The sequence below is a fragment of the Actinomyces sp. HMSC075B09 genome (assembly GCF_001812395.1).
GTDB classification, from domain to species: Bacteria; Actinomycetota; Actinomycetes; order Actinomycetales; family Actinomycetaceae; genus Gleimia; species Gleimia europaea.
The window spans coordinates 218,181-243,637 of the sequence record NZ_KV808731.1; the positions used below are offsets into that span (position 1 = coordinate 218,181).

22 protein-coding genes are annotated in these 25,457 nt (G+C 58.7%); 5 read left to right on the top strand and 17 right to left on the bottom strand.

From position 1 onward, the window contains the following. Positions 1-8 precede the first annotated feature (8 nt). From HMPREF2854_RS01880 to HMPREF2854_RS01895, 4 genes are all read right to left on the bottom strand, one after another. Complete coding sequence (locus HMPREF2854_RS01880; RefSeq protein WP_070618220.1) at positions 9-398, bottom strand: hypothetical protein; 390 nt, start codon at positions 396-398, stop codon at positions 9-11. A 100-nt stretch (positions 399-498) separates the two neighbouring features. Next, the gene (locus HMPREF2854_RS01885) at positions 499-2,091 is read right to left on the bottom strand and encodes a S1C family serine protease (RefSeq protein WP_261666631.1); all 1,593 of its coding nucleotides are present in this window, start codon (positions 2,089-2,091) and stop codon (positions 499-501) included. Between the two features lie 73 nt (positions 2,092-2,164). Beyond that, positions 2,165-4,003 (bottom strand): 2-succinyl-5-enolpyruvyl-6-hydroxy-3-cyclohexene-1-carboxylic-acid synthase, encoded by a 1,839-nt coding sequence (gene menD, locus HMPREF2854_RS01890; protein ID WP_070618223.1) that lies wholly within the window; start codon positions 4,001-4,003, stop codon positions 2,165-2,167. A 15-nt stretch (positions 4,004-4,018) separates the two neighbouring features. After that, positions 4,019-5,080: an o-succinylbenzoate synthase gene (locus tag HMPREF2854_RS01895; RefSeq protein ID WP_070618227.1), complete on the bottom strand. Its 1,062-nt coding sequence runs from the start codon at positions 5,078-5,080 to the stop codon at positions 4,019-4,021. A gap of 132 nt (positions 5,081-5,212) precedes the next feature. Here HMPREF2854_RS01895 and HMPREF2854_RS01900 point away from each other — a divergent pair, with 132 nt between their 5' ends. Continuing rightward, on the top strand, positions 5,213-5,557 hold the full coding sequence (locus tag HMPREF2854_RS01900) for a hypothetical protein (protein ID WP_070618229.1): 345 nt from the start codon (positions 5,213-5,215) through the stop codon (positions 5,555-5,557). 91 nt (positions 5,558-5,648) lie between these two features. Here the strand turns inward: HMPREF2854_RS01900 and HMPREF2854_RS01905 are convergent, their stop codons facing one another. From HMPREF2854_RS01905 to HMPREF2854_RS01930, 6 genes are all read right to left on the bottom strand, one after another. Further along, on the bottom strand, positions 5,649-7,811 hold the full coding sequence (locus tag HMPREF2854_RS01905) for a beta-galactosidase (RefSeq protein WP_070618232.1): 2,163 nt from the start codon (positions 7,809-7,811) through the stop codon (positions 5,649-5,651). Positions 7,812-7,835: 24 nt separating this feature from the next. Then, positions 7,836-8,834 (bottom strand): ornithine carbamoyltransferase, encoded by a 999-nt coding sequence (argF, locus tag HMPREF2854_RS01910; RefSeq protein WP_070618244.1) that lies wholly within the window; start codon positions 8,832-8,834, stop codon positions 7,836-7,838. 111 nt (positions 8,835-8,945) lie between these two features. Further along, positions 8,946-9,704 carry an iron ABC transporter ATP-binding protein gene (locus tag HMPREF2854_RS01915; RefSeq protein WP_070618247.1) on the bottom strand — a complete coding sequence of 253 codons (759 nt, stop codon included), beginning with the start codon at positions 9,702-9,704 and terminating at the stop codon, positions 8,946-8,948. Beyond that, complete coding sequence (locus HMPREF2854_RS01920) at positions 9,701-10,741, bottom strand: iron chelate uptake ABC transporter family permease subunit (RefSeq protein ID WP_083309317.1); 1,041 nt, start codon at positions 10,739-10,741, stop codon at positions 9,701-9,703. Before HMPREF2854_RS01920 ends, HMPREF2854_RS01915 begins: the two co-directional genes overlap by 4 nt. Next, positions 10,738-11,748: an ABC transporter permease gene (locus HMPREF2854_RS01925; RefSeq protein WP_070618250.1), complete on the bottom strand. Its 1,011-nt coding sequence runs from the start codon at positions 11,746-11,748 to the stop codon at positions 10,738-10,740. Before HMPREF2854_RS01925 ends, HMPREF2854_RS01920 begins: the two co-directional genes overlap by 4 nt. Next, the gene (locus HMPREF2854_RS01930; protein WP_070618253.1) at positions 11,745-12,740 is read right to left on the bottom strand and encodes a siderophore ABC transporter substrate-binding protein; all 996 of its coding nucleotides are present in this window, start codon (positions 12,738-12,740) and stop codon (positions 11,745-11,747) included. The genes HMPREF2854_RS01925 and HMPREF2854_RS01930 overlap by 4 nt, the downstream gene beginning before the upstream one ends. 218 nt (positions 12,741-12,958) lie before the next feature. Between HMPREF2854_RS01930 and HMPREF2854_RS01935 the strand changes: the two genes are divergently transcribed. The 4 genes from HMPREF2854_RS01935 (at position 12,959) to HMPREF2854_RS01950 (ending at position 16,890) form a co-directional block, all read left to right on the top strand. Continuing rightward, positions 12,959-13,936: a 1,4-dihydroxy-2-naphthoyl-CoA synthase gene (locus HMPREF2854_RS01935; RefSeq protein WP_070618256.1), complete on the top strand. Its 978-nt coding sequence runs from the start codon at positions 12,959-12,961 to the stop codon at positions 13,934-13,936. Between the two features lie 95 nt (positions 13,937-14,031). After that, complete coding sequence (locus HMPREF2854_RS01940; RefSeq protein WP_070618259.1) at positions 14,032-15,357, top strand: AMP-binding protein; 1,326 nt, start codon at positions 14,032-14,034, stop codon at positions 15,355-15,357. 4 nt (positions 15,358-15,361) lie between these two features. Next, positions 15,362-16,243 carry a 1,4-dihydroxy-2-naphthoate polyprenyltransferase gene (locus HMPREF2854_RS01945; RefSeq protein WP_070618262.1) on the top strand — a complete coding sequence of 294 codons (882 nt, stop codon included), beginning with the start codon at positions 15,362-15,364 and terminating at the stop codon, positions 16,241-16,243. Positions 16,244-16,305: 62 nt separating this feature from the next. Continuing rightward, entirely contained in the window at positions 16,306-16,890 is a 585-nt protein-coding gene (locus tag HMPREF2854_RS01950) for a PLDc N-terminal domain-containing protein (RefSeq protein WP_070618265.1), read from the top strand. A gap of 144 nt (positions 16,891-17,034) precedes the next feature. Here the strand turns inward: HMPREF2854_RS01950 and HMPREF2854_RS01955 are convergent, their stop codons facing one another. From HMPREF2854_RS01955 to HMPREF2854_RS01985, 7 genes are all read right to left on the bottom strand, one after another. After that, positions 17,035-17,736: an L-ribulose-5-phosphate 4-epimerase gene (locus HMPREF2854_RS01955; protein WP_034507154.1), complete on the bottom strand. Its 702-nt coding sequence runs from the start codon at positions 17,734-17,736 to the stop codon at positions 17,035-17,037. An 18-nt stretch (positions 17,737-17,754) separates the two neighbouring features. Continuing rightward, positions 17,755-19,431, bottom strand: coding sequence for a ribulokinase (locus HMPREF2854_RS01960; RefSeq protein ID WP_070618268.1), 1,677 nt, complete (start codon positions 19,429-19,431; stop codon positions 17,755-17,757). A gap of 140 nt (positions 19,432-19,571) precedes the next feature. Beyond that, positions 19,572-20,942, bottom strand: coding sequence for a sn-glycerol-1-phosphate dehydrogenase (locus tag HMPREF2854_RS01965; protein WP_070618271.1), 1,371 nt, complete (start codon positions 20,940-20,942; stop codon positions 19,572-19,574). A 15-nt stretch (positions 20,943-20,957) separates the two neighbouring features. Further along, positions 20,958-22,529, bottom strand: a complete 1,572-nt coding sequence (locus HMPREF2854_RS01970) for an FGGY-family carbohydrate kinase (protein WP_070618275.1) — start codon at positions 22,527-22,529, stop codon at positions 20,958-20,960. A 149-nt stretch (positions 22,530-22,678) separates the two neighbouring features. Continuing rightward, the gene (locus HMPREF2854_RS01975) at positions 22,679-23,542 is read right to left on the bottom strand and encodes an HAD-IIA family hydrolase (protein WP_070618277.1); all 864 of its coding nucleotides are present in this window, start codon (positions 23,540-23,542) and stop codon (positions 22,679-22,681) included. 110 nt (positions 23,543-23,652) lie between these two features. Then, positions 23,653-24,627: a DUF7973 family transport facilitator gene (locus HMPREF2854_RS01980; protein WP_034507165.1), complete on the bottom strand. Its 975-nt coding sequence runs from the start codon at positions 24,625-24,627 to the stop codon at positions 23,653-23,655. A 204-nt stretch (positions 24,628-24,831) separates the two neighbouring features. Then, entirely contained in the window at positions 24,832-25,287 is a 456-nt protein-coding gene (locus HMPREF2854_RS01985; protein ID WP_016444216.1) for a ribose-5-phosphate isomerase, read from the bottom strand. Positions 25,288-25,457 lie beyond the last annotated feature (170 nt).

Here is a 25,457-nt window from a genome sequence, read left to right on the forward strand (position 1 = left end):
GCATTCGGCTAGCGCGGCGAATAGTCCGGGAGCACCACGTAGATCGCAGGGAACAAAATCACCGCGAAACCAATGGTCAACGCCAGTGGCGAAAAGGCGTTCAGGGCGAATGCAGTGAAAACGCCGCAAACTACCGCCGCTATCGCCGCCACAAGATAAATGCCGCCCGATTTGTAATACTCCGCCGCCAGCACATTTGCCATCACCGAAGCGACGCAAACCAACCCGGCCCACACGAGAGCTCCACCGATCAAAAGTAGCCAATCCCCCGCCCCGGCTTCGCCGCGCATATAGCGAGCTTGAAACGGAACCTGTTCAAACCAAACGAGGAAAGGCAGGGCAAGGCCAGCTAGCATCACCAACACAATCGGAATGGTGTACTGACTATTTCGCTTCACGGGATCCTCCTAGACCGAGCGTTGCAAACCCAATGCTACACGCGCTGCGAGCCGCCCGTGCAGCTCCAAATCCGTGGTGAATGCGAGCTGGCCGAGCTAGCTACTTAGCCTTGAGGGCCACTTGGACCTCGGTGATCTCACCGCCACGAGCGATCCCCAGCGTCACCGTGTCACCGGAGTTATACCTACGCACAAATCCCGTAAGCGCAGCGGAGGACACCACGTCGTTGCCATCTATCGACACGATCACGTCACCAACCCGCAGGTTCGCATCTGCGGCCGCTCCTCCTGGCAGTACCGACTCCACCTTCGCACCCAGGCGAGTTTCCTCACCCACCTGGACCGCCGCAGTAGAGATGCTCACGCCAAGTTGAGCGTGCACCGCCTCGCCCTTCTCAATCAACTGCGTCACCACGTTCTTCACCAGGTTCACAGGGATCGCGAATCCGAGGCCGATAGAGCCAGCCGAGCCCTCTTTACCCATCGACGCGATTGAGGAGTTAATGCCAATCACACGGCCCTGCGCATCAAACAACGGACCGCCCGAGTTACCGGGGTTAATCGAGGCATCCACCTGGATAGCGTTTGTTACCACCGTTTCTGACTGCGGCGACTGCTGCAGGAAGTACGGGAACTGGTAGTTGAACTGCTCGCTTTGATCGTTTGGCACAGCCGTCTTCACCGCCACCGGGCGATCCAGCGCCGAAACGATACCGGTGGTCACCGTGTCCGTGAGCCCCAGCGGCGAGCCGATCGCCATCACGGCCTCGCCCACCTTTAGCTGGCTGGAATCACCAAAGTTACCGGCAACCAAATCAGCGGGCGGATTCTTCATACGGATAACAGCCAGGTCCGTAGTTGGGTCGATACCCACAATCTCCGCCTCGTAAAGTCGGCTTCCGCTGGCGCGAACCGTGATCTTTGCCTGCTCGTTATTAACTGCGGCAGAAACCACGTGATAGTTCGTGACAATGTTGCCGTTGCTATCCCAAACAACACCCGAACCGGTGTCACCACCATCCCCCGTGCTGACTTGAATGGACACTGTGGCGGGACGAACCGCGTTAGCTACCGCCTGCCAGTCAGTGCCCTCTCCCGAAACCTGAACGGTTGGAGTCTTTTCACCTGACGGCTGCTGAATCTGCTGGCTACTGGCCGCGGGCGCGTATGCTCCCGAAAACTTTAGGGTAGCGATCGTGCCACCAACCGCGAGGAACGCGGCAAGCAGCATCGCGACTATGAGGGCGCCCCAACCCGGACCCTTCTTAGCCGGTTTGCGCGGCGCTGTCTGCACCTTTGAGGCATAGCCAAACGGCTGGCCATACGACTGCTCGGGTTGCGCCTGCTGAAAGCCCTGTTGCTCGTAATTCGCCTGACCGTAAGCACCCCGGTCGTATGCTCCCTGTTGTCCGCTAGCTTGCTGGCCATATTGTTGCTGGCCATACGCCTGCTGCGGGTAGGCACCTTGCTGCGGATAGTTTTGCGCGGCTACGGGCGCGGAGTAGGCCTGAGGTTGTCCTTGCTCTTCTACCTCTTCTTGCTCACGTGGATCCTGCTGATCTGCGCCTTGCGAATCTGCTGTTCGGTAAACGTAGCGCGGCTGATCCGGGGTTTTGATGGGCTCACCCTGTGGGGTTTCAGGGGTAACGGAATCTGGTTCGCCCTCGTAATCCCTGGGACGCTCATTCTCCATCGTGGCTCCTAAAAAATATCTGTACTTTTTTCAAAACAATGTACATGGTGGCCGGCTGTTCTGAGCGATTTCTTCAGCGCACCTGGGTTTTTTCTGGAAAAAGTGATTGCACGCCCGCGCGCACTCCGCTGTGGTCTGCCACCACGTGAATGATCCGCCCCCGCGGCCGGTCTGCGAGCGCCCTCGTTAATGTTTCAAAAGCATCTGCTTCAACCGCGTCATTGCCGTTTCCCTCCGCACCGTTTCGGGTGGAGGTGGTGAAGTCCGCGCGCACGTACTCCCAGCCGGTAGCGGCGGCAAGCGCCTCAAAGTCGAGGCTGTGCGCGACCGCAAAGAACCTTTCATAGACGGCACTTGGAGCTAGGCCGTGTTCGAGCGATTGGAAGATGCGTCCTCCCTGATCGTCTATCACCACCACGTCCACATCTGGCACGGACTGCCCCGCGGGGAGCAGGAGAGAGCCAATATCGTGCATGAACGTGAGGTCCCCAACCAATGCGCGCACGGGGCAATCAAGGCCGAGCGCAATGCCTTTTGCCGTTGCGATAGTTCCGTCGATTCCCGCCTGGCCGCGCGCGGCAAACACCCCTTTTGCCCCGCTCCCCACGGGCGAATCCGCCGCCAGATCAATGTATCGAATCGAATTTGAAGCGCCGAGGACCAGGGCGTGACCGCCATCTTCCGGCTCAGCCGCGCGCGAAGCGTTTGCGTACGCGTCCCACACCGCGCGGGCGGCAATAACACCGTGCGGTATTGGGTGGCGGGTGCCTGAGTTGGAATCCGCCTCGCGCATATTGTTGCCGTGGCAGTTGCCTTCATGGAGGGAGGAAGCAGCAAGCTGACTGAGTTCGCGCGCCCGGATCCACTGGCCAACGTTTTGAGCATGCTCGGCCCAGCTTCTTGTCCACGCACCCTGTGGCATCTTCTGCCTGGCAGGGGCAAGTTGTTCCACCACTATGTCGGCGTTACCCGCAACATCTGGGTATTCGTGCGCGATCGAAGCGACAACCACCCGGGCCGGGCCAGCCAGCAGGCGCGAAACCGGGCGAGACAAGCTGGGATGGCCAAGCACCACGACCTGCTCGATTTCACCCGCAAACCGAGTCAGCATCTGCTGCTCGAATCCGCAAAAGGCAGCAGCTCCAAATGCGCCGGAGGAAGGCTCGGCCAGAAGCGGAATCCCGGCCGCCTGAGCCAGCTGCGCCGCCCCCTCGGCCTTGTCTCCCGCAACAATGACCGTGCGCAAATCTTGCACGGCATCCTCCCACGCGGTCACAACCGGCTGACGCCGCGCAAGCCGGGCGGGGATCCCCGCGTCTAAATCCGCTACCGCAGGCGCCCCCTCCGGGGTCAAAGGATCGCGGAATCCGATATTAATATGCGCCGGACCACCCGCCCCGCGCGCGCCCACAACCTGGCCCACCAGGCGGCGAACGCGCGCAACAAAGGCCTTCGCAGCGCCGTCCTCGGACACCGCGCGAGCATCCGGACTAATCCCCACTTCCGCCGGCACATCCAGCTGCGCCACCACGTGATTGCCAAACAGCCCAGATTGATCCGTGGTCTGCGACGCGCCCACGCCCCTCATCTCAAAGGGCCGATCCGCCGAAATCACAATGAGCGGCGCGCCCGTGTGGAACGCCTCAATCACCGCTGGTAGCAGGTGTGCGGGGGCGGTGCCGGAAGTTGTCACCACCGCAACTGGAGCCTTCGAAGCCTGCGCCAAACCCAGCGCGAAGAAGCCTGCGCTACGCTCATCGAACGCGGGGTGCGCGCGCACCATCCCGCTACCCTCCGCACTAGCAATCGCATATGCAAGCGGAGCGCTACGCGAACCCGCAGCAACCACAAAATCGCGCACGTACGGAGCCAGCGCCGCAATCAGCCAGCGCGCATCAACAGAAGCAGGCATAACCCTCCCCCGCCACTACAGGCAGTGAACCATTTCTTCAAGCCTAGCGAGCCACCGCGTCAGGTGCTCCGCCTCGTCACGCCTATGCGGCAAGAACGATACGGCGGCCTCGTCAATCTCGATTTCTTGAGGAGCAATAACCCCATCTACCGGTCGAAGCGGAGTCTTAGTGACGTCCGCCGTGAACATTTGCGCGGTAGCGAGTCCGCAGGCAAACGGAAGCTCATCCAGCGCCGCCGCGCACTCCACGCCGCGGGCTAGGCCCACCGACGAATCCAAAGCGGAGGAGACAACCGCGGGCAATCCCGCCCTCTCAACCACGTCGATCAGGCGCTTTGCACCACCCAAAGGTTGCACCTTTACGATCACTAAGTCCGCAGCGCCCGCGCGTGCCACCGCTAGAGGGTCCGAGGCGCGACGCACCGACTCATCCGCCGCGATCCGCACGTCCACCTGCTGGCGAACGCGCGCAAGTTCCTCCACCGTTGCGCACGGTTGCTCCACATACTCCAGGTCCGCGCCGCCCCCACTCTGGCATGCCCGGTTCAGTTCGTGAATGGCCTCCAGCGCTTGCGGCACATCCCACGCCGCGTTTGCATCCACGCGGATCTGCCCCGCGGGGCCGAGGGCGTCACGCACCGCCTCAATACGCGCACAATCCTCGCTAATAGTGGAGTTTGGATCCGCCACTTTTACCTTTACCGTGCGAGCGCCACCCGAATTCTTCACGATGTCGAACGCCACCTGCGGATCCACCACCGGCACCGTTGCGTTAACCGGCACGGCCTCGCGCTTACGAGGCAGTGGCTCACTTTGCGCGGCCTCAAGCCCTGCACACAACCACTGGGCGGATTCGCGAGCGTCATAATCCCAAAATGGTGAAACTTCCGCCCAACCGCCCGGCCCGCGCAAAATCAGGCCGTCACGCACTGTGATACGCCGAAACCTGTTCTTTAGTGGCAACCGACAATAAAGCAGCCGATCAATTCCTTCAAACACGTTCACAACCGAGGCAGGAAGCGCCTCAATCGCGACCTCGAGAAGTCGGGCAGAATCAGTGGGGAGCGCATCATTCACAACCCCATTTTGCCAAACTTGCGCGTATTTCGTGGCGCCGCCGACCCCCGCTCATGTTCCCCTCAACACTCGATGCGCGGCAACTACAGATCAGCGCGGGTCCACGCCGGCTCGTGTGGGTAAGCTTGGAGCATGACGATCATCGCATTCGTATTGGGCCTGGCTGCCCTAATCGCAACCGTGTGGCTACGCAAAGACACGCCCTCGTCGCGGGCGTGGGAAACCGAAGATGGCATCGTGGATGAACGATTTGCCTTCGTGTTCCTCCCCAGTTTCACCGTCTTACTGTTCGGCCTGGGAGTAATCGGACTATCCGGCCTGTTCAACGAGTTGACCGGAGGCGTGTGGATACTGTTTATCCTCGGTTGTCTACTGTCCGCCGTCGGAGCGGTTGGCACCGTGGTCGGCCTGTTCTCAAATAAATACCCGCTGTGGCTACTGCCGAAGTGGAGGCTAGAAAGCCCGCACCGCAAGTAGGCCATCAAGTTCGCCGAGTCCACCTGCTTCAGCAGAACTACCAGCCCCGCCCCTACCCGCGTGTGAGAAAGGGGCGGGGCTGGTGCTTTGCTTAGCGGTTCAGGATCGCCATTGCGGAGCGGGGCGCGAGGACGGCATGGCCCGTCGCATCCGCCTGCGAAATCAGGTCAAACCCGGTAACGCCAGATAGTTGCACAGCCTTGTCAGAGTGGTTCATGTAGAACGTCACCGGTCCGCGTGCGACTCTCTCTACACCATCAGGCAGCTCCATGCCGCTCATATCCAGGCGCGCGAACGCACCGAGCACACGCATGAGGGCCGCTCGGCCGGTAGCATCCAGATCCGTTGCAACGTACCACGCGCTGCCCTTGTCGATTCGCCTGCGCGTGATTGCCGGCCATCCTCCAAGATCTGACTCGTAACCAAACTGCGCCATCACCTCGACCTCGTCGTTTAGCCACATCGGATCAGTGAAGTCGCTGGCTTCCTTTGTTGCCATCACATACTCGCCCCACGCGCCCCCGCGCGGGGTTGGTTGCGGTGTACCAATCTGATCCAGCGCCCGCTTCAACTCTTCGGCGCGAACCTCCAAGTTGTGGAAGCCCTGCTTCGAAGGGACGCGCACCGCCCTCGTAATCCGGTCAACGCGCGGGTCCACTTCGTCCAGGTTTGGAATATTCCACCGCTGCGCATTTGGCGATGCTACGGCGTGCTGCGTAACGCGAACGCCTAGCAGATTTGTTAGCGCTCCCAAGTAGCCGCCCAAAATCGCGCGGCCGAATTCATCAACTACACCCGAGGGAGCCGCAACCAAGACGTGTGCGCCGCGGCGCGCTTCAGCCTGGAGACGTTCAGCGAAGTTCGGGTAGTCGATGAACAGTTCGGGAACTACCACCAGATCGTAGCCGGCCAAGTCATCTTCAATACCAACCACTTCAGCAGCGATGTTCATCTCCCACAGGGTTCGGTGCCACGCCCTGACCCCGTGCATGGCCGGCGGCAAGCTATCGGGGCCGATCACAGCGGCGCGCGCCTGCATGCTGTCCCAATCCGCCACAATGCAAACCTTGGCCTGCACCCGCTGCCCCACCACCGGGGTCAGACGACGCAAGTACTCACCGAGCTGCACAACCTCAGCCCAAGACTGCGCGTTCTTACCCGCGTGCGCCACCATTGCCGAGTGCATCATTTCTGCTCCGCCCGGGCTTTGCCGCCACTGGAAGTGCAAGATACCGTCCGCGCCGTGCGCCACGCGGGAAAGCGACCAGAGGGCAAGCTGGCCGGGCCTCTTCGGACTGTTTTCAGGGCGCCACTGCACCGCTCCGGGGGTTTGTTCCATTAGCAGGAACGGTTGGCCTCCGCGGTATCCGCGCATGAGGGCAGACGTGAACGCAACCTCGTGAGCACTACCGGCAAGCGCGGGATCCGGGTAGGAATCGTCGGAAACCAGATCTAGATGCTTAGCCCACTCGCGCCCGTTAGTGAAGGGAAACTCGCCCATGAAGTTCGTGGTTACAGGGATAGAGGGGTTGACCTCCCTCACCTGCTTCGCTTCAGCTATACACAGGCCGCGCAACTGACTATCAACAAAGCGTGCATGATCCAGCACCTGCGACGAGTTGTGTTGTGCGGGCATCTTGCGCGGCAGGTAGACGTCGGTGAAGTCGCCGTAGGTTTGCGCCCAAAATCTCGTGTTCCACGCGTGATTCAGAGCGTCAATAGAACCGTATTTCTCACGCAGCCACGCCTGAAACTCCCCCTCGCAGGCATCGCAGTAACAGCCGTGAACGTGGCAACCATACTCGTTGTTGATGTGCCACATGACAAGAGCTGGGTGGTTAGAAAACTCCTTCGCGAGTGCAGCCGCAAGCGCCACCGACTTTTCCTTGTACACGGCGCTGGAGGGGCAGTACTGCTGGCGCGAGCCAAAAGAGAGGCGGACTCCAGCCTCATCTACGGGTAGGGATTCGGGGTGCTGACGAGCCATCCACACGGGTGGCGAAGCTGTGCCCGTGGCCAAATCGACGTAGATGCCAGCGGCCGCGCACTGGTCCATGATTTCGCGGAGCCACGTGAAGTTGTACTCGCCAGGACGCGGCTCTAGCTTGGCCCATGAAAAGACGCCGAGCGTTACCAGGTTCACCCCGGCTTCATGCATCAGTTCGATGTCTTCGCGAATGGTTTCAGCGGGCCACTGCTCGGGGTTCCAGTCGCCTCCGTAGCAAAGTTCGTTTGTAGGCAAAATCGGGTTCATTGCGCAGTCCTTCTACTTTGAGGTTTATTCGCGTCCGAGAGAAGCGACCATAACGGCTTTAATGGTGTGCATGCGGTTTTCGGCCTGATCAAACACGATAGAGCGTTCCGACTCGAATACTTCGTCGCTCACTTCACACCCGTTCAGGCCGTAACGCTCAAGTATCATCTTGCCAACTTGAGTGTTGATGTCGTGAATCGCGGGCAGGCAGTGCATGAATTTCGCGTCTGCACCGGCCCGATCCATGAGGGCCGCGTCCACGCGGTAGGGAGTGAGTAGGCGAACACGCTCGTCCCACGCGGCCTCGGGCTCCCCCATTGATACCCACATGTCGGTGTGCACAAAGTTTGCGCCCGCGACGGCCTCGACGTCGTCGGTTACCGTAACCTTTCCCGAGGTCGAAACCGCTAGATCTTGAGCTTGTTCAACCAGCTCAGCGGGCGGCTGCAGGGCGGTTGGCGCGATGATGCGCACATCCATGCCCAGCATAGCTCCAAGAACGAGGAGGGATCGGCCCATGTTGTAGCGCGCATCGCCCACGTAAGCGAATGCTGTTTCGGTTAGCGGCGCGCAGGAATGTTCACGCATGGTGAGGGCGTCGGCAAGCATCTGCGTGGGGTGCCAAAGGTCTGTAAGACCGTTGAAGACGGGTACACCTGCCCATCGGTGTAGTTGTTCCACAGTGTCATGACTGTCACCGCGAAACATAACTGCGTCGAACATGCGGCCGAGCACGCGCGCGGTGTCCGCTACGGATTCTTTGTAACCCACGTGAGATGACGCCGGATCTAGGTACGTGGTGTTTGCGCCTTGGTCAAACGTTGCGACTTCGAAGGCAGACCGGGTACGGGTAGACATTTTTTGGAATACGAGGGCGATTTGCAATCCCTGCAGATATTGGGTTTCACGCCCCTGGGCCTTTGCGTTCTTCAGCTGCCCGGCAAGGTCAAGGAGGTAGGTCCACTCGCTAGAGCTGAAGTCGAGTTCACGCAAAAAACTGCGTCCACGTAGAGGAAAATCCATGCGTCCAGTCTATTAACGGCACGTGGCGCGCGCAGGCATGTCCACGCTTTCTTCATTGCCGAGGTGGCCGCTCCCCTTCCGCTTTAAAACACCTGCGAGGCTTCGAGGTAGCTAAGCCAGGGGCACGGCCACTGGGCGCCCGTTCACGTGTACAACTTCAACGTCTACCTCGAAGATGTCTTCAAGGACCTCGGGACGCACGACTTCGTCCGGAGTTCCGTCGGCTACTACCTCGCCATCTTTCAATGCAATGAGGCGATCGGCGTAGGCGCTGGCCGTGTTGATGTCGTGAATGACAACCACGGTGGACATGTTCTGGTTTTTTGTGGCGCGAACGAGGTGGCGCATCATGTCACGCGAATGACGCATGTCGAGGGCGGAGAGCGGCTCGTCGAGCAGTAGGTATTTGGCGTCTTGCGCGAGCGTCATGGCGATGAATGCACGCTGGCGTTGGCCGCCAGAAAGCTCATCCAAAAAGCGGTCGGCGAGGCAAAGCATGTCCACTGACTTCAGGGCTTCAGCTACCTTTTCTTGGTCCTTAGAGCCGATGCGCCCACGACCGTGCGGGTGGCGTCCCAGCATGACAAGCTCGGCAACTGTGAGCCGTACCGAAAGATGGTTCTCCTGCCTCAAAATCGCAATCTTCTTGGCAAGTTCTTCGCTTTTCCAATCTTTCACGTCAATGTCGTCTACCAGGACGTGGCCATCCGCGAGCGGGATGAGACGTCCAATGCCGGAAAGGAGGGTGGATTTGCCTGCCCCGTTCGGCCCGATGAGGGCGGTGAGCCCGCTATCAGCCAGGTTAAAGCTCACGTTCTTCACTACGGGATCAGCCCCGTAGGACATGGTCACGTTACGTAGTTCAATCATTTTGATCCCCTAACTAGCATGACCAGCAGTAGTGCGCCGCCAACCAGTTCAATCACAACGGGCAAAATGGTGCCTCCTGAAAGAACATGCTCCAAGATAGCTTGTCCGCCTACGAGGACGATGATGCCAATCGCGCTTGCGCCGGGTACGAGGTGACGGATGGACGTAGATCCGAGGGCATGAACGGCAATGTTTGCTACCAGAAGGCCAAAAAACATGAGTGGGCCCACCAGAGCTGTGGCGGCTGAAACTAGCAGTGCGGAGGTTGCCAGCACAGTTTTAACTTCGCGACTGTAGTTAAGGCCCAGGCACGTGGCCATGTCTGGCCCTAGCGCCAACACGTCCCAATCACGCGACCGTTTGATGGCGTAAGCCAAACCAATCACGGTTACTAATGCAGTGATACCGAGTGCGCTTGTGTTAATGGCGGCAAATGAAGCCGTGGAGAGGTCTTGCACGGTCAAGAACTCGTTGGGGTCCATGATGATCGACATCATCGTGGTGATAGAACGCAAAAGCGCGCCAACGACAATGCCAACGAGGACCAGCAGGTGCGTTGACGCCCGACCTTTGCGCATGATTGCAAGGAACATGGTGACGGACACCAGTGTCATAAGGGAGGCTTGCAGGGCAAACATGAGGGCGGGTGGAATCAGGTTTGTTACGCGCGCGCTAAGGAAGAACACCAGGCTGGTTGCCACCAGGGCAAACATGGCGTCGAATCCCATGACGGAGGGAGAGAGGATGCGGTTGCGCGTGACCGTTTGAAACAGCACGGTGGCGGCAGAGAGAGCAACGGCCACCACCACTAGACCAGCAAGGCGTTTGATGCGCAGCGCCGCAATGATTTGCCACGCGTCAAGCGCCCCATACAGCAGGAAGAACAGCATCGCGATCACGGCTAGACCTACCGCGATGAGCACGTGCAGCCGTACGTCTTTAGCTCGTTTTGCCATGACCGCTGCGATGTGGGGAGCACTTCCAACGGCCGATTCGGATCGAATCGGGCGCACGAGGGGCAGGGCGATGGTGGTCATAACTTCACCGTTTTCAGCAAGATAACGAGGAATATGGCGCCGCCAAGCACACCCATTACGACGCCAACGGGAATTTCGGCTGGCGCGATCAGGGTGCGTCCAAGAATGTCAGCGATGAGAACAAAACCGGCACCGCCCATGGCGACGAAGGGCAGCGACCGACGCAGGTAGTCCCCCATGATGAGTGACACGATGTTGGGGACAACGAGACCGAGGAAGGGAAGCGACCCTGCTACCACGATGGTTGTGCCGGCCACGATGGCGACTATGGTTAGGCCGACACGAGTGACGCGGGCGTGGTTAAGGCCAAGGTTTGTGGAAAAGTTTTCGCCCAGCCCCACCACTGTGAAGCGGTCTGCAAACAGGTATGCGAGAGCGCACGCCCCCGCCACGATCCACAGCAGTTCGTAACGGCCGGAAATAGTGCCCGAAAAGTCACCGGTTAGCCATGCTTGCAGGGTGCCCTGCAGTTGAAATTCCCAGGCGAGGAAGGTGGCTCCGGCTCCAATGACGCCGGAGAGGACAATGCCGAGCAGTGGCACGATGATTGGGTCTTTGCGTGGGATGGAGCGGATCAGGGCGAGGAGCACCAGGGTGGCGCCGAGGGCAAAAATCACGGCGAATCCCATTTTCACCAGAATTGAGGCTGCCGGGAACAGGAGGGTCACAACCAGCACGCCAAGGCCGGCGGATTCGGTGACACCGGTGGTGGAGGGCTCAACGTAGCGGTTTTGCACCAGCATCTGCATGACCAGGCCGGCAACTGCCATGGAGGCGCCCGCAAGCACGATGGCGAGGGTGCGGGGAATACGCGACACGGTTAGAACTTGAGCTTCCGCGCTACTTAGTTGGCCGGTTATCAGATTTGCAATGGACAGGTCTGCGGTACCAACCGTTACGGATACGGCCATTAGCACCGCGAGCAAGACGACGCCGCCAGCCAGCCCCAGAGCGTATCGGGACTGGTTGGCGGCTACCGGCTTAGCGGTTAGAGCGGGAGCGCTCATTTGGTGGCGGCCGCTACTTCTTCTAGCTCAGCCATGAAGTTGGATGCGCCCGTCATGACCACGTACCAGCGCTCTGGCGACAGGTAAACGATGTGACCGTTCTTAGCCGCGGGAGTTTCATTTACGAGGTCGTTGTCCAGAACTTGCTGCGCAGTGGTTCCAGCCTCGGTGTTGCCAACGGCCGCGTCGCGGTCAATCACGAAGATGTAGTCGGGAGCAAGCTCACGCACAGTTTCAAACGAGATCTTCTGGCCCTTGTGGCCTTCTTCAGCTTCGCCTTCAGTTACGGGCTTGAAACCGAACACGTCGTAGATTGGCGCCCACCTGGACTGCGGTCCATGCATTGACACTTCTCCACCGTTGGTCATCAGGACCATTGCCGTGCCACGCTCAGATTTCTCGGCTTCAGCCTTGTATTCAGCGATCTTGGTAAGGAGTTCATCCTTGAGTTCCGCGCCGCGCTCGGCCTTACCAACAGCAGTCGCGAGCATTTCTACAGATTCAGCAGCGCGCTGCGAGTAGCCATCCTTGTCCCACGGGACGGACGCGTCGATGGTGGTGAAGTTCTTGGAGAGCTCGTCGTAGAACTTCGCGGACCTCGCGCCCACAACCACGAGGTCGGGGTTAAGTTTCGCAATGGCCTCTACGTCGGGTTCCTTCAGCGTTCCCACATTTTCGAGGGTGGAATAGTCGATGCCCTGGTCATCCTTCAGCCAGGTGGGGACGGACTTGACGGGCACGCCGGTCACGAGGTCTCCCGCGCCCAGCGCGTCGATGGTGTCGAGCGCGGCCATGTCGAGCACGACGATGGATTTGGGCTGTGACTCGATGGTGGTCTCACCCGCGTTGTGGGTGATGGTTGCCGGGAATGCGCCGGCTGCTTCAGTTGCGGTCTCCGTGGTTTCAGGCGCGGAAGACGTGCCCCCGGCTCCGCATGCCGCGAGGGCAAGGGACGCAACAACGGCAACGGCGCCGAGCGATAGTTTACGCATTAGATTTCACTTTCCTTCTTAACGTAGGTCAGGCTAACCTAACCACATCCCGAAACCTTTTTCAACTTTACGCAACGTCCACATTGCGTAAATACTGAAATCTTTAGCAACCCGAGTTTTCCCCGACTTTTTGCGGGCTACAACCGTCACCGAACCTTGTTTGCGCGGGTCAAGTAGCCCCGAAAGCTAAAAATCGCGCGAGCAACTACGATGTACACATGAGCGCTTTACCCAATGTTTCGGACACTTTTGACCCCTCCCGCTGGCGTGAGGTGGAAGATTTCGAGCTTACTGATATGACCTACCATCGCGGCATTTCGCGTGGAAAGGAAGACGGGGCTCTGGCCGGGGAAGACCTGCCCGTGGTACGCATCGCGTTTGATCGCCCGCACCTGCGCAACGCGTTTCGCCCCCACACCGTCGACGAGCTTTACGCTTGCTTAGATCATGCGCGTATGAGCCCGGACGTGGCGGCGGTAATCCTAACGGGGAATGGCCCGTCTGCAAAGGATGGCGGCTACGCGTTTTGTTCGGGCGGAGACCAGCGCATCCGCGGCGCTGCCGGGTACCAGTACGAAAAGACCGATATTTCTGATGAAGCTGAGATTTCGAAGCGCCGCCAGAACATGGACAACGCGCGGGCCGGACGCCTTCACATTCTGGAGGTGCAGCGCCTGATCCGCACGATGCCCAAGGTTGTGATTGCCGCTGTCCCAGGTTGGGCAGCAGGCGGCGGCCACTCACTCAACGTGGTGTGCGACCTGTCGGTGGCGTCCATCGAACACGCGCGTTTTATGCAAACGGATGCGAATGTGGGCTCGTTTGACGCCGGCTACGGATCCGCCCTGTTGGCACGTCAAGCTGGGGATAAGCGGGCGCGAGAGATCTTTTTCTTGGCTCGCGAATATAGCGCGAAGGACGCGGAGCGTTGGGGCATTGTGAACGAGGCCGTGCCGCACGCGGACCTGGAAGCCACCGCGCTCGAATATGCGCGGATCATTGCAACGAAGTCTCCCCAGGCCATCCGCATGTTGAAGTTCGCATTCAACCTCGCCGATGATGGCTTGGCTGGCCAGCAGGTGTTTGCCGGGGAAGCAACGCGCCTGGCGTACATGACCGAAGAGGCGCAAGAGGGGCGCGACGCTTTCCTAGAGCGGCGCAGCCCCGACTGGTCAAGCTACCCGTACTATTTTTAACCATTTTCTTCTGCCCACTCCCCCAGCAGACTGGCACCTTGCCCGTTTGCGCGCCCGGCATTGGCCAGGCCCCCTCGTATGTGAATGGATTTGTAATGACGTCGATGAACCCTGCTGATTCTGCGGCCCAACTGTTGATTGTTCCGGGAGGAACCACGCCCGGCGCGGTGACCATGACCTATTCGGCGGTACACAAGCTGTGGGAGCTGTACGAACGGTTTGAAAAGACGGGTGTGCAGCGCCAGCAGCGCATTATTTTGGCACCGCGAGAGGCCAGCGAGGCGATGCCTGCGCGCGCGGCTCAAACCAACGCCGCGCTACAAAAACGCATCAAGCAGTTGCCGGGCAGCGTGGACGTGATCTTAGAGACCTCCGGCTCCACCACGGGAAATCCGCGGCTTGTGGGGCTCTCGTTCGGCGCACTGGTAGCATCTGCCCGGGCCACGCACGAGGCTTTGGGCGGGCCGGGACGCTGGATTGTGGCACTCCCCGTGCATCACGTTGCGGGGCTACAAACGCTGATTCGCACCTGCGTTGCCGAGGCCTCGCCGATCATCGCGGACATGTCAGCCGGTTTTGACGAGGAGGCCCTTACCGTTGCCTGCCGTACCGGCGCTGACGACGGGGATAACCGCGCCTACCTATCCTTGGTTCCCAAACAGTTGTATGACGCCCTCGAGGCTGGAGGCGAACTCGTGGAGCAGCTCGCGCGTCTAGATGCGGTGCTGGTAGGAGGAGCAGGCACCTCCTCGAATCTGCTGGATCGCGCCCGCGCGGCCGGTATTAACGTGGTCACGACGTACGGCATGAGCGAAACCGGGGGCGGCTGCGTCTACAACGACACTCCCCTGCCGGGCGTACAGATCCGCACGGTTGATGGCCGGATCCAGATTTGCGGCCCCGTCCTCATGGATGGATATGTGGATGGTTTTGATCGCCCGTTCGACGTGGAGGATGGGCAGCGCTGGCTACGCACCTCTGACGCGGGCGAATGGGATGGCAACAGTCTGCAGGTGCTGGGCCGCGCTGATGACGTGATTGTTTCTGGCGCGGTGAACGTGGCGCCCACGCGCGTTGCGGACGTGATTGCGGCAGCAACGGACGTTGTCGACGTAGCGGTTGTTGCCCTGCCTGACGAGAAGTGGGGGCAGGTAGTGGCTGTCGCTATCGCCTCGCCTTCCATTAGGGCGAAGATTGACGAGGCCGGTGCGGATCTGCCCGCCCACGAAAATGAGGTGTACGCGAAGTTCGCCAAGCAAATCCGAGACCTGGTTGGCGAGCAGTTAGGGCGCGATCATGCCCCGCGAGTCATTGCGGTTGTGGACGAGCTTGCCGTTACGCCGCTAGGCAAAGTTGATAGGCACGCGGTGGGCGCAATGGTAGCGAATTTGGTTGCGTCTGAAGCCGCGTGGGTACGCTGAGCACATGGCGACTTTCAACGACTGGCTCGAAGGCGCACGCCTTCGCACCCTCCCCGCAGCAATCGCGCCCGTGCTTATCGGTATTGGGGCGGCCCATTTCCTAGGCGGATTTTCTGCCGCCCGCTCGATCCTTGCCCTGGCAGTGGCGCTTGCGCTACAGGTTGGGGTGAACTTTTCGAACGACTACTCCGACGGGGTGCGCGGAACAGATGCGGTGCGTTCGGGCCCTCCTCGCCTAACCGGCGGGGGCAAGACAAGCCCAAAGGTTGTGCTCGCTGCGGCGCTGGGATGCTTCGCGTTAGCGGGGGTACTTGGCCTCGTTCTGCTTTACATTTCGAGCCAGTGGTGGTTGCTAGTTCCTGGCATTGCGGCGGTTGCCGCAGCCTGGTTTTACACGGGAGGGCGCACCCCTTACGGCTACATGGGCGTGGGCCTGTCTGAGCTGTTCGTCTTCGTGTTTTTTGGCCTCATGGCCACGGTTGCAACCACTTGGGTGCAGATTCAGATGGCGCCCTGGTGGCTGTGGTGCGGCGCGGCAGGTACGGGCATGCTCTCGGTTGCCCTGCTGTTTGTAAACAACATTCGCGATATTCCAACCGATTCAAAGACGGGCAAGAGGACTCTGCCGGTTCGCCTAGGGGATCGCCTCTCACGGTTCGTGTACGCGTGGCTGCTGGGCATTGGCGTGGTTATGACGGGGCTTGGTCTGGTACAAACCCGGTTCGTTCCGGCCTATTTGCTCGTGTTTGCCGCGCCCGTGCTCCTGATTTCGCGCAAGGTTCTAGCTGGAACGAAGGGCCGTGAGCTACTGCCGATCCTACGCAACACGGGCTTTTTAACTCTGTTCACCGGTCTGGCTGTGTGCATTGGCCTAGTCGTGTCCTAAGCCCGGCGAGCATATTCGCGGCCAGTGCATACAATGGTTAAAGACCTATTGAGGAGTGGGAAATGGCTAGGGTTGTGATCGCTATCTTGTCACTGGCAGTGACGGTTTTTGCTGTTGCTGACATTGCGCGCACCCCTAAAGATGAGATTCCCGCTCGAATCCCTAAACCGCTGTGGCTTTTACTGGCGATTTTACTGACGCCCGTGGGCGGTTTGGCCTGGATTATCGTGTCTCGCGTGACCCAAGCAGAGGCACGTGGTGGGCAGGTGAATCGTGGCTTTTGGTATTCGCAAGACTCGGCAATAAAACTTCCACAACGCACCTACACGAACCAGGATCCGTACATGTACGGCGCGCCTGATGATGACCCGAATTTGGCCTGGCACTTGGAAAAGCAGATGCGTCAAAAGAGGTCGGAGAATCTCATGCGCGAATTCGAGCGGCAGATGGACGAGGCCGAACGAGCAGAGGACCGGGACAGTAAGGACCTCGAAGCGCGAGACGTAGATTCTGAAGCAGAGGACCTGACCATCCCGAGCGGCGAAGGCACCTCAAACCACTCAACACCTGCTGATTCCTCGGATGCAGATGCTCCTAAAGACCAGCAGGAGCCAGAAGAAGACGAGGACGAGGGCGAGAACCTGTAGTTGGTCTCCACGCGATTTGTTCCCCGGCTTCAAAAGCACCAGCGCGCGTAGCTAAGTTTCCCCACAACCAATCAGATAAATCGGCTTAAACACGACCGTGGGGCCATCCCTTTTGGAATGACCCCACGGTTTTGCTCTTGGCTTCTAATGCTGGCCGTACACGTTTTGATACCTGTCATACAAGGAATCAATGTGGCGCTGCTCGATTGGAATCACGTCGCCAAGCTGTTTAGCGATGTGAACCGTGCGGGCAACCTCCTCAACCATCACAGCAGCCTTAACCGCGGCCTTTGCGTCCTTACCGATCGTGAAAGGACCATGGTTTTGCATCAGCACGGCCTTCGACCTGTGCCCGCGCAGAGTCTCCACAATTCCGCGACCAATCGAATCATCACCGATGATTGCAAACGGACCAACCGGAATCGGGCCTCCAAACTCATCGCCCATCATGGTGAGCACGCACGGGATCTCCTCACCGCGCGCCGCCCAAGCCGTCGCATACGTCGAATGCGTGTGCACCACGCCTCCAACCTCATCCATATGCTTGTAAACGTAAGCATGCGCGGCCGTATCCGAAGATGGCGAGAGGTTATCGGGCGTTCCATCCGCAATCTTCTTACCGTCCAGGTCACAAACCACCATGTTGTCGGCAGTCAGCTCGTCATAAGATACCCCGGAAGGCTTGATCACAAATAGGTCGGTGCCAGGCACGCGCTCCGACACGTTTCCCGCCGTCCACACAACCAGCTCCCAGCGGGGTAGCTCAGCGTGCAGGCGCGCAACGTTCTCACGAGTACGCTGAACGGCCTCTTGAACCTCTGCAGGCAGCTTCGATAGTTCAATCATCTAGTTGATCACTCCCATCTACTTCGCGCGACGCTCGTGAGCTTCACGCCGGATTCGCTTCAAATCGTGCATCACTTCGTTTTCACGGCCGAAGAGGTCATGCAGGTACTTGTAGTGCTTGTACAGCTCGTCGTACTGCTTAGACCTGGTCTCATCCGGCGTGTAGGCAGCCTTCTTCCGCTTGCCCATTGCCGCGGCAGCCTCTGAAACCGTGTCGTACAAGCCCGCTGCAACAGCACCGAAAATAGCGGAGCCCAGAGCCGGAGCCTGCGAGGACAGCGCCGTAGAAACAGGGAGCCTGGTGATGTCAGAGAACATCTGCATGAGGAACGGGTTCTTAATCAAACCGCCAGCAGCGATGAACTCATTGATCTCAACGCCATGCTGCTCAAAGTTCTCAATAATCACACGGGCACCAAACGCCGTGGCCTCCATGATCGCACGATACTGATCTTCTGGCTTCGTAGCCAGCGTCTGGCCAACAATCATGCCAGACAGGTTCGCATCGACCAGGATCGAACGGTTACCGTTGTGCCAGTCGAGCGCAACCAGGCCGTGCTCGCCAACCTCCTGCTTCGAGGCCTTCTCTGTGAGGAGCTCATGGAGCGAAATGCCACGGCTTTCCGCCTCTTCCTCGTAGGCCTTCGGCACACAGTTTTCAACAAACCAGGCGTAAATATCGCCAACAGCGGTCTGGCCGCCCTCGTAGCCCCACATACCATCGATAATGCCGCCATCAACGATGCCGAACACACCCGGCACCGGCTGGAAGTCCTTACCCGAAAGGACGTAGCACGAAGAGGTGCCCATGATCGCCGTCAACTGGCCCGCCTCGGTTGCCTGTACTGCGGGAGCGGTAACGTGGGCGTCAATGTTGCCCGAAGCCACCGTTACATTGCCGGAAAGGCCCGTGATGCGCTGGCCGCGCTCGTTCAGCGTACCTACCTTGCCGCCAAGTGGCAGAACTTCAGCGGCCATCTTCTGCGAGAACACTTCCCCAAAGTCAGGGTTTAGTGTCTTGAGGAAATCTTCGTCCGGGTACTTGCCATCCTGGTACATGCGCTTGTATCCCGAGTCGCCAGCCGCGTATGTCAGGTGACCGGTGAGGATCCAGGTGAGCCAATCCAGAGCGTTCACAATATGATCCGCTGCGTTGTATACCTCCGGAGCCTTCTCCAAAGTCTCCAAGGCCTTCGGCAGCAACATTTCTGAGGACAGCTCGCCGCCGTAACGCGCCAGCCAGTCCACGTTCCGCTCACGCGCCAACGCAACAATGCGGTCCGCCTGCTCCTGCGCGCCGTGGTGCTTCCACAGCTTCACGTAGGCGTGCGGGTTGTTCCTAAACTCTTCCTTCTCACAAAGCGGCGTGCCGTCCTTGTCAGTCACGATCACGGTTGCCGAAGTTACGTCAAGGCCGATACCGACAACGTCTTCCTTGTTAATCTTCGCGTCCTCAATCGCACCCGGAATGACGGTTGAGAGGACTTCCAGGTAGTCCCGAGGATCCTGGAGTGCAAAATCTGGCGGCAGCTGCTGGTTGTCACCCGCGGTCAGGGTGTGGTCCATAACCGCGTGCGTGTATTCCAACACTGCTGATCCGAGCTCGTCGCCATTGCTCGCGTCAACGACTACTGCGCGACCAGACAGAGTGCCCAGGTCGATGCCGATTACATATTTGGGTGACTCAGTGGTCATAGGTTCCTCCTTGAACTACTTGGCCTGTGGTCCAATTAAAGCTTGTATTTTCTAACGACTCGCCAATACCTGGGAGCCGGGTTTGCCCGCACGCCCGAAAATGGAGGGCGCGCGGGCAAACATTAGGCGTGTACTTGAGGTTATGCCTCGGGGTGGCGGTGCTTGCCCCAGTAGCCATCCGCAGCGAACAGGCGCTCGATGACCTCATCCAGCATGCCTGTGTCCGCGAGGACATCAAGCACGGTGTAGCGAGGACGAATCTGCTGCGCCTTGGTGTGCGTCAGGCGGAAGCGATCCCAATCGATCTCGATCATCTCGGGGTGGTAAGGGGCCTTAGCATCCTTCAGCATGCGTGCGGCCTCTTCCGGCGAGACCAGCTGGTCCTTCACTCGCTCCTTGATCTTTGGCCAAGCAGCCTTGATCTTCGTGAGGCGCTCGCGTAGCTCGTCACCTTCCAGGTGCTTGCCAAGGGTGTGCTTCACAGCCTCGTCAACGATGCGCTCGGACTGGATTTCGCGAACCTTTGCCTCAACTTCAGCCTTGGTGGGCTGCTTTGCTACAACCTCTTCAATGTCTAGGTTCTCGATGTCGAGCTTGAGCGCCTCTTCCCAGATCGCGCACGACGCGACGGTGCCAACACCCACCTTGAAGCCGTGCGATAGCGGGGGCTCCCAGTCGAGGCCGTGGCCCTCCATCTCCCAAACGTGGGAGAACTGGTGGCCTGCACCCGAAGCGGGGCGAGAAGACTGCGCAGCCTGCATTGCCAGGCCAGACATGATGTTGCCTTCACCGAGCTTCGCGATCGCATCCACATCACCGGAGGCAATAGCCTTCGGATCCGCGAGTGTGTCACGTAGCGGGCCCTGCACGAGGCTCCACACGTAGTCATCAATCGCTTCGATACCGAGCTCATCAGCCAGCATCCAGTCTGCGCCCGCCGGGATCTTTTCAATCAGGTCACCATAGCCGGTAGCAGTGAGGCGCTGCGGCGCGTTTGCCATAACCTCGAGGTCCGCAACTAGTGCGGCCGGGGCCGGGCAGTTACGCGTGATCTTGAAGCCGTCGCGCGAAATGGAAGCGCCAAACGAGGCGAAGCCGTCCACGGAAGCTGCAGTACATACGTTCATGTACTCGCGGCCCAACTCGCCCGAGGCGAGCTTGGCGATGTCGTTTAGCGTACCCGACGCGATGGAGCAAACCACGGTCTCATCACCCAGCGGACGAATAACTTCGCGTAGTTTCGACACGTTGTCGTAGTCGCCGTAAAGGGTTGGCGTACCCGGGAAAATGTACGGATCGGCAGCGAACTCAACACCCGCGTCCTTAAGCGACTTCACTACCGCGTCGCCGCAAGCACCATAGGTGTTGCCATCCGCTACGACGAGTACCTTCTTGCCAGGGAAAACCCGGGCGAAAAGCTCGCCGGTGCGGCTTACCGCATCGTGGTCAAAAAGGATTTCGCGAGTCTCAGTGGCTGTCTTTAGAGCAGTTTCGATCAATTTGCTTGTCATAACTTACTTCTTTCCTTAGTTGTTTGCTGCCACGTGGTCAACAGTCTTGTGGGTGAGCTCCTGCATCTGCGGGTACGCCTCCATGTACTGCTGGAGGTAGAACTTGTACTCTTCGTGAGTTGCCATATTCGGTTCGATGCGGTCCTTCTCGTGAACCATGTTGCGAACCGCGTCGTCGATCGACTTGTACTGGCCAGAGCCAACCGCTGCGAGGATGCACGATCCGAGCACTACCGCGTCCCCAACCTCGGGAAGAACTACCGGCAGACCGGTAACATCCGCGTGCATCTGCATCCAGTCACGCGACTTCGTTGCGCCGCCTGCAGCCACCAACTCGGTTGGCTGCAAGCCCGCGTCGCTCATTGCTTTCAAAGTGTGTGCCGTGCCGTAGCAGACGGCCTCCTTGATGGCATGGTACAGGTGCTCTGGGGTGTGGTGTAGCGACAATCCCCAGATGATGCCGCGTGCCTTCGAGTCGGTGTACGGCGTGCGGTTGCCCTGGAAGTACTCGTTGACGATGAGGCCATCCGAGCCTGGTGGAATGTGAGCCGAGGCCTTATCCAGGTACTGGTACGGGTTAAGTCCAACGCGCTCAGTTGCCATTACAACGTCACGAGCGAAGCCGTCCTTGAACCACTTAAGTACCGAACCGGATGAGACAAGGCCGCCCTCAACCGTGTACTGGCCCTTAATAACACCGTCCGTGTAGGAGCCAAAGAAGCCTTTACCGTGCAGTGGCTTGTCCGACTGGCCGTTGATGACCTGCGACGAACCGGTGGTGACCGCAATACGTCCCGGAGCAACAACGCCCATACCAATCTGGCCTGCCCACGCGTCCGCACAGCCCTGCGCCACCGGAATGCCGGGAACTAGCGACATGTGGCTTGCAGCCGCCGGGGTTAGCGTACCGATCGGCGTACCGAGGTCCAGCACGGCCTCGGGAAGCTTGTCGAATACGTCACCACAACCGATGTGCTCGTAAAAATCTACCGGCCAGCCGCCGTAATCGCGGTTGTAGTAGCCGCGCATTGCCGCCGAGTTGATGTTAATGGTCCACTCGCCCGTCAGCTTGTAGGTCAGCCAGTCCGGAGCATCCAGCAGACGGTAGGCAGAATCGTAAAGCTCGCGCTCGTTCTCACGTAGCCACGCGGCCTTGAACGGGAACCACTCTGCAGTTGCACCCAGCGTGCCTCCACCATTGTAGAGGCGGGCCCAGTGATCGATGGTTGATGCTCGTGCAGCCTGCTTAGTTGCGCGCACGTCCATCCACATGATTGCGCGCGAAAGCTCCTGGCCGTTCGCATCCATGGGCACAACCGTCATGGTCGTGGCGTCGTAGGAAATACCTGCGATCTTGCGAGCCGGAACACCCGTGTTGTTGAGTACCTGAGAGACGGACGCGCCGAGTGCCTCCCACCAGTCGGCCGGAGACTGCTCTGCCCAACCCGGATGCGGGTGGTAGGTACGGTAAGGCGTTGCCGCAAAACCAATCGGCTCACCCTTAAGATCAAAGATTGCAGCGCGGCACGATTCCGTACCAAAGTCGATACCGAGCAGGTATGGACCTTCAAAACCCGGATTAACCATTGGATTTCCTTTCAGCGTCATTGCTATAAATGGCGAAAATTTTTATTTCGTTCCCCCGTAGCGTTCCGGTGAATGACCGCCACGGGGCAGACTCGTAGGGGATGAAATCGCGCGGCGTTTTCAACCCCTACAGGTCATGGGGTTACGTTTTAGGCGTCGTCTTCCGTCCAGCCATTTTCTTCCCAAATGTCAGCGGGAATAAGGCGGTCGAGTCGATCGATCACGTAGGTGGGGCGATCCATCTCGTCGAGTTCCGCGACCTCTTCGATCGTGGAATCACCCGTGAGAGGCATCGCCGAGTACATGCCGGTACGAACAGCCATCTGAATGTCAGTGTGGAGGCGGTCGCCAACCATCATGCAGTTAGTGGGATCCACATCGAGGCCCGCGATGGCCTCCTCCAGCATGACCGCGTTAGGTTTGCCGGCGATCATCTGCACTTTCGTGCCCGTGCATGCCTCAATGGCAGCGATGATAGACGCACAGTCTGGCTCGCCTCGTCCTCCGGGGAACGGGCAGTAGCGGTCCGGGTTAGTTGCAACTAGGATCGCGCGCTTGTGGAACCAGATTGCATCAAATGCAATCTGCAGCTTCCGGTACTCAAAAGTGCGGTCATAGGAGGCTACGACAATGTCGATTTCCTCCGGATTATCACTCATCTTGATACCTGCATCTTTGAAGGCATCAATCAAAGGCTGTTCCGCAATGGGGAATACAACCGCGTCCGGACGATGATCTTTAAGCCACCGCGTCATGGTCACAACGGTGTTCGCGATGTCTGAAATATCGGTAGGAAGCCCAAGCATGCTGAGTTTGTCTACATACTGGCTCGGGTCTTTAGTCGGGTTGTTAGAGAGGTAGCGAACCGGAATGTTGCGCCTGCGCAGCTCCTCAATGGTTCGTTTTACACCCGGAAGAAGGTGATCACCAAGGTAGATGGTGCCGTCCATATCGAATACGTAGGCATCGTAAAGTTTGGACGGAAAGCTCAAGGAAGTTTTTGTGTCAGTCATTTTCCCAACTTGTGCTTTGCAGTTGTTTTCGAAACGGCTTGTAAAAGGAAAGGAGTGCCGGGAGTATGAGCTACTGCCCGGCACTCCTTAACTGTTAGTTAGAGACCGTCTTAGGCTACGAGCGCGCCCAGTACGAGCACGATCGTGGTGGACGGCCAGATTGCGAATGCCGGCGGGTCAATGTGGGTGTCGCCGTGCGCGTAGCAGAGACGGTTACCAAGCTCTGCAATCGCAGCTGACATCACGCCGAACACTGCACCAAGGATGAGCGCAAGAACGCCCGACTGAGTGGCTTCGAAGAAGGTAACGCCTGCCAGACCACCAATAATGGTGATGTGGTGCGAAACCGGGATCGTTACGCCGAATACGAGCAGGAAGATCGTAATAGCGGAGATTGCGAACGGTAGCGTCTTCGCGTTCGCCATTAGGATCGCAGCGGTATCCGGATCAAGCATTGCACCAGCGTGGTAGTAAACCATAGTTGCAACGCCTGCACCGAATAGGCCACCAAGAGCACCAATGGTGATCCATTGGCTCGGCTTCTCTTGCCAAGCAATCCAACGCCTGTCGCCTTCAAGCTTGCTCACCCAGCCGAACATGCCGGTCTTGGAGAACAGTACGCGAGCAATCAAGCCCTGGAGCACAACGGTGAGAGCAACCGTATCGGTGTGCGAACCGAACCACGGGATCATCGCAATGAGGTTGTTGATTACGTAGCCGAGCATACCGAAGAGGGCGCCGACCAAAAGAACATCGGGCTCACCGAGTCCCGCGAGTGCCGTATTAATATCGCGGCCCTTGCCGGTATCTTGCAAACGGCCCTTCTTAGCCGCGTACGCTGCTGCCGAAGCAGCACCAGCAAATACGATGTGCGGGCCAAATACCGGGCCGAAAGCCAGGTAGCTAAAGCCCACGTCGGAGCCCGTTGCCATCGCGATACCGAAGCCCACGAGAATCAGGATGCCCGTGAAACCGAACGCAAAGTTACCACCGATAGCGGCGCCAAAGAAGCCACCACCGGCCGCAGCGATAAGCCAGAACAAATCCATGTTTCCAAGGAATGTCAATGCTGCATCTGGAGTCATTTGTCCACCTTTTGTTAATGGATGGTCTAACCATCTGTAATGGGAATATTTCGAAAACACGCAACGTTGCGCGCACGAAAATGCTGACAGATAAACACTACCCAAGTGAATGCGGTTTTGCTCAACAGTTCACCGTTGTGCACAATTTCCCAGCCGCATGACGCGGCTCCTCACTTTTTCCCGAGCAGTGCTGAGATTTAGAAGTTAGCAACCGTCGTAAGACTCGAGTGCCTCAACCTTTTGTGCGGAAGGAGAGCTCGTGTCAAACTCGTAGCCCAACCATTCCTTTGCAAGGCGCCTAGCCAACTCAATGCCAATGACGCGCTGGCCAAATGTTAGAACCTGAGCATTGTTGGACAGGATCAAACGCTCAACCGAGAACGAGTCATGAGCCACCGAAGCGCGAATTCCCGGCACCTTGTTGGCAGCCATTGCCACACCCATACCGGTACCACATACAAACAGGCCACGATCAGCCTTGCCTTCCGCGATCATGCGGGCGGCCTTGACGGCAACATGCGGGTAGTCGATATCTTCACCGGCGTGAATACCAGCGTCAATTACCTCATCTACGCGCTCGTCAGCTTCGAGGTCTTTCTTGAGAATTTCCTTGTAATCAAGACCCGCAGAATCCGCGGCAACAACTATACGAAAACCCATAAATGTCTCCCTCCTTGGAGCATGTGGCGTGCATCGTCGGCATCAATGTATCACAAAACTTGTCACTTTTAACAAATCTTATTTTAGAAATAACATCAACGCCTTGAAGTCAAGTATACAAATATGACCCCGGTCACGGGGTCATATCGCAGTATTTGAAACTAGGGTTT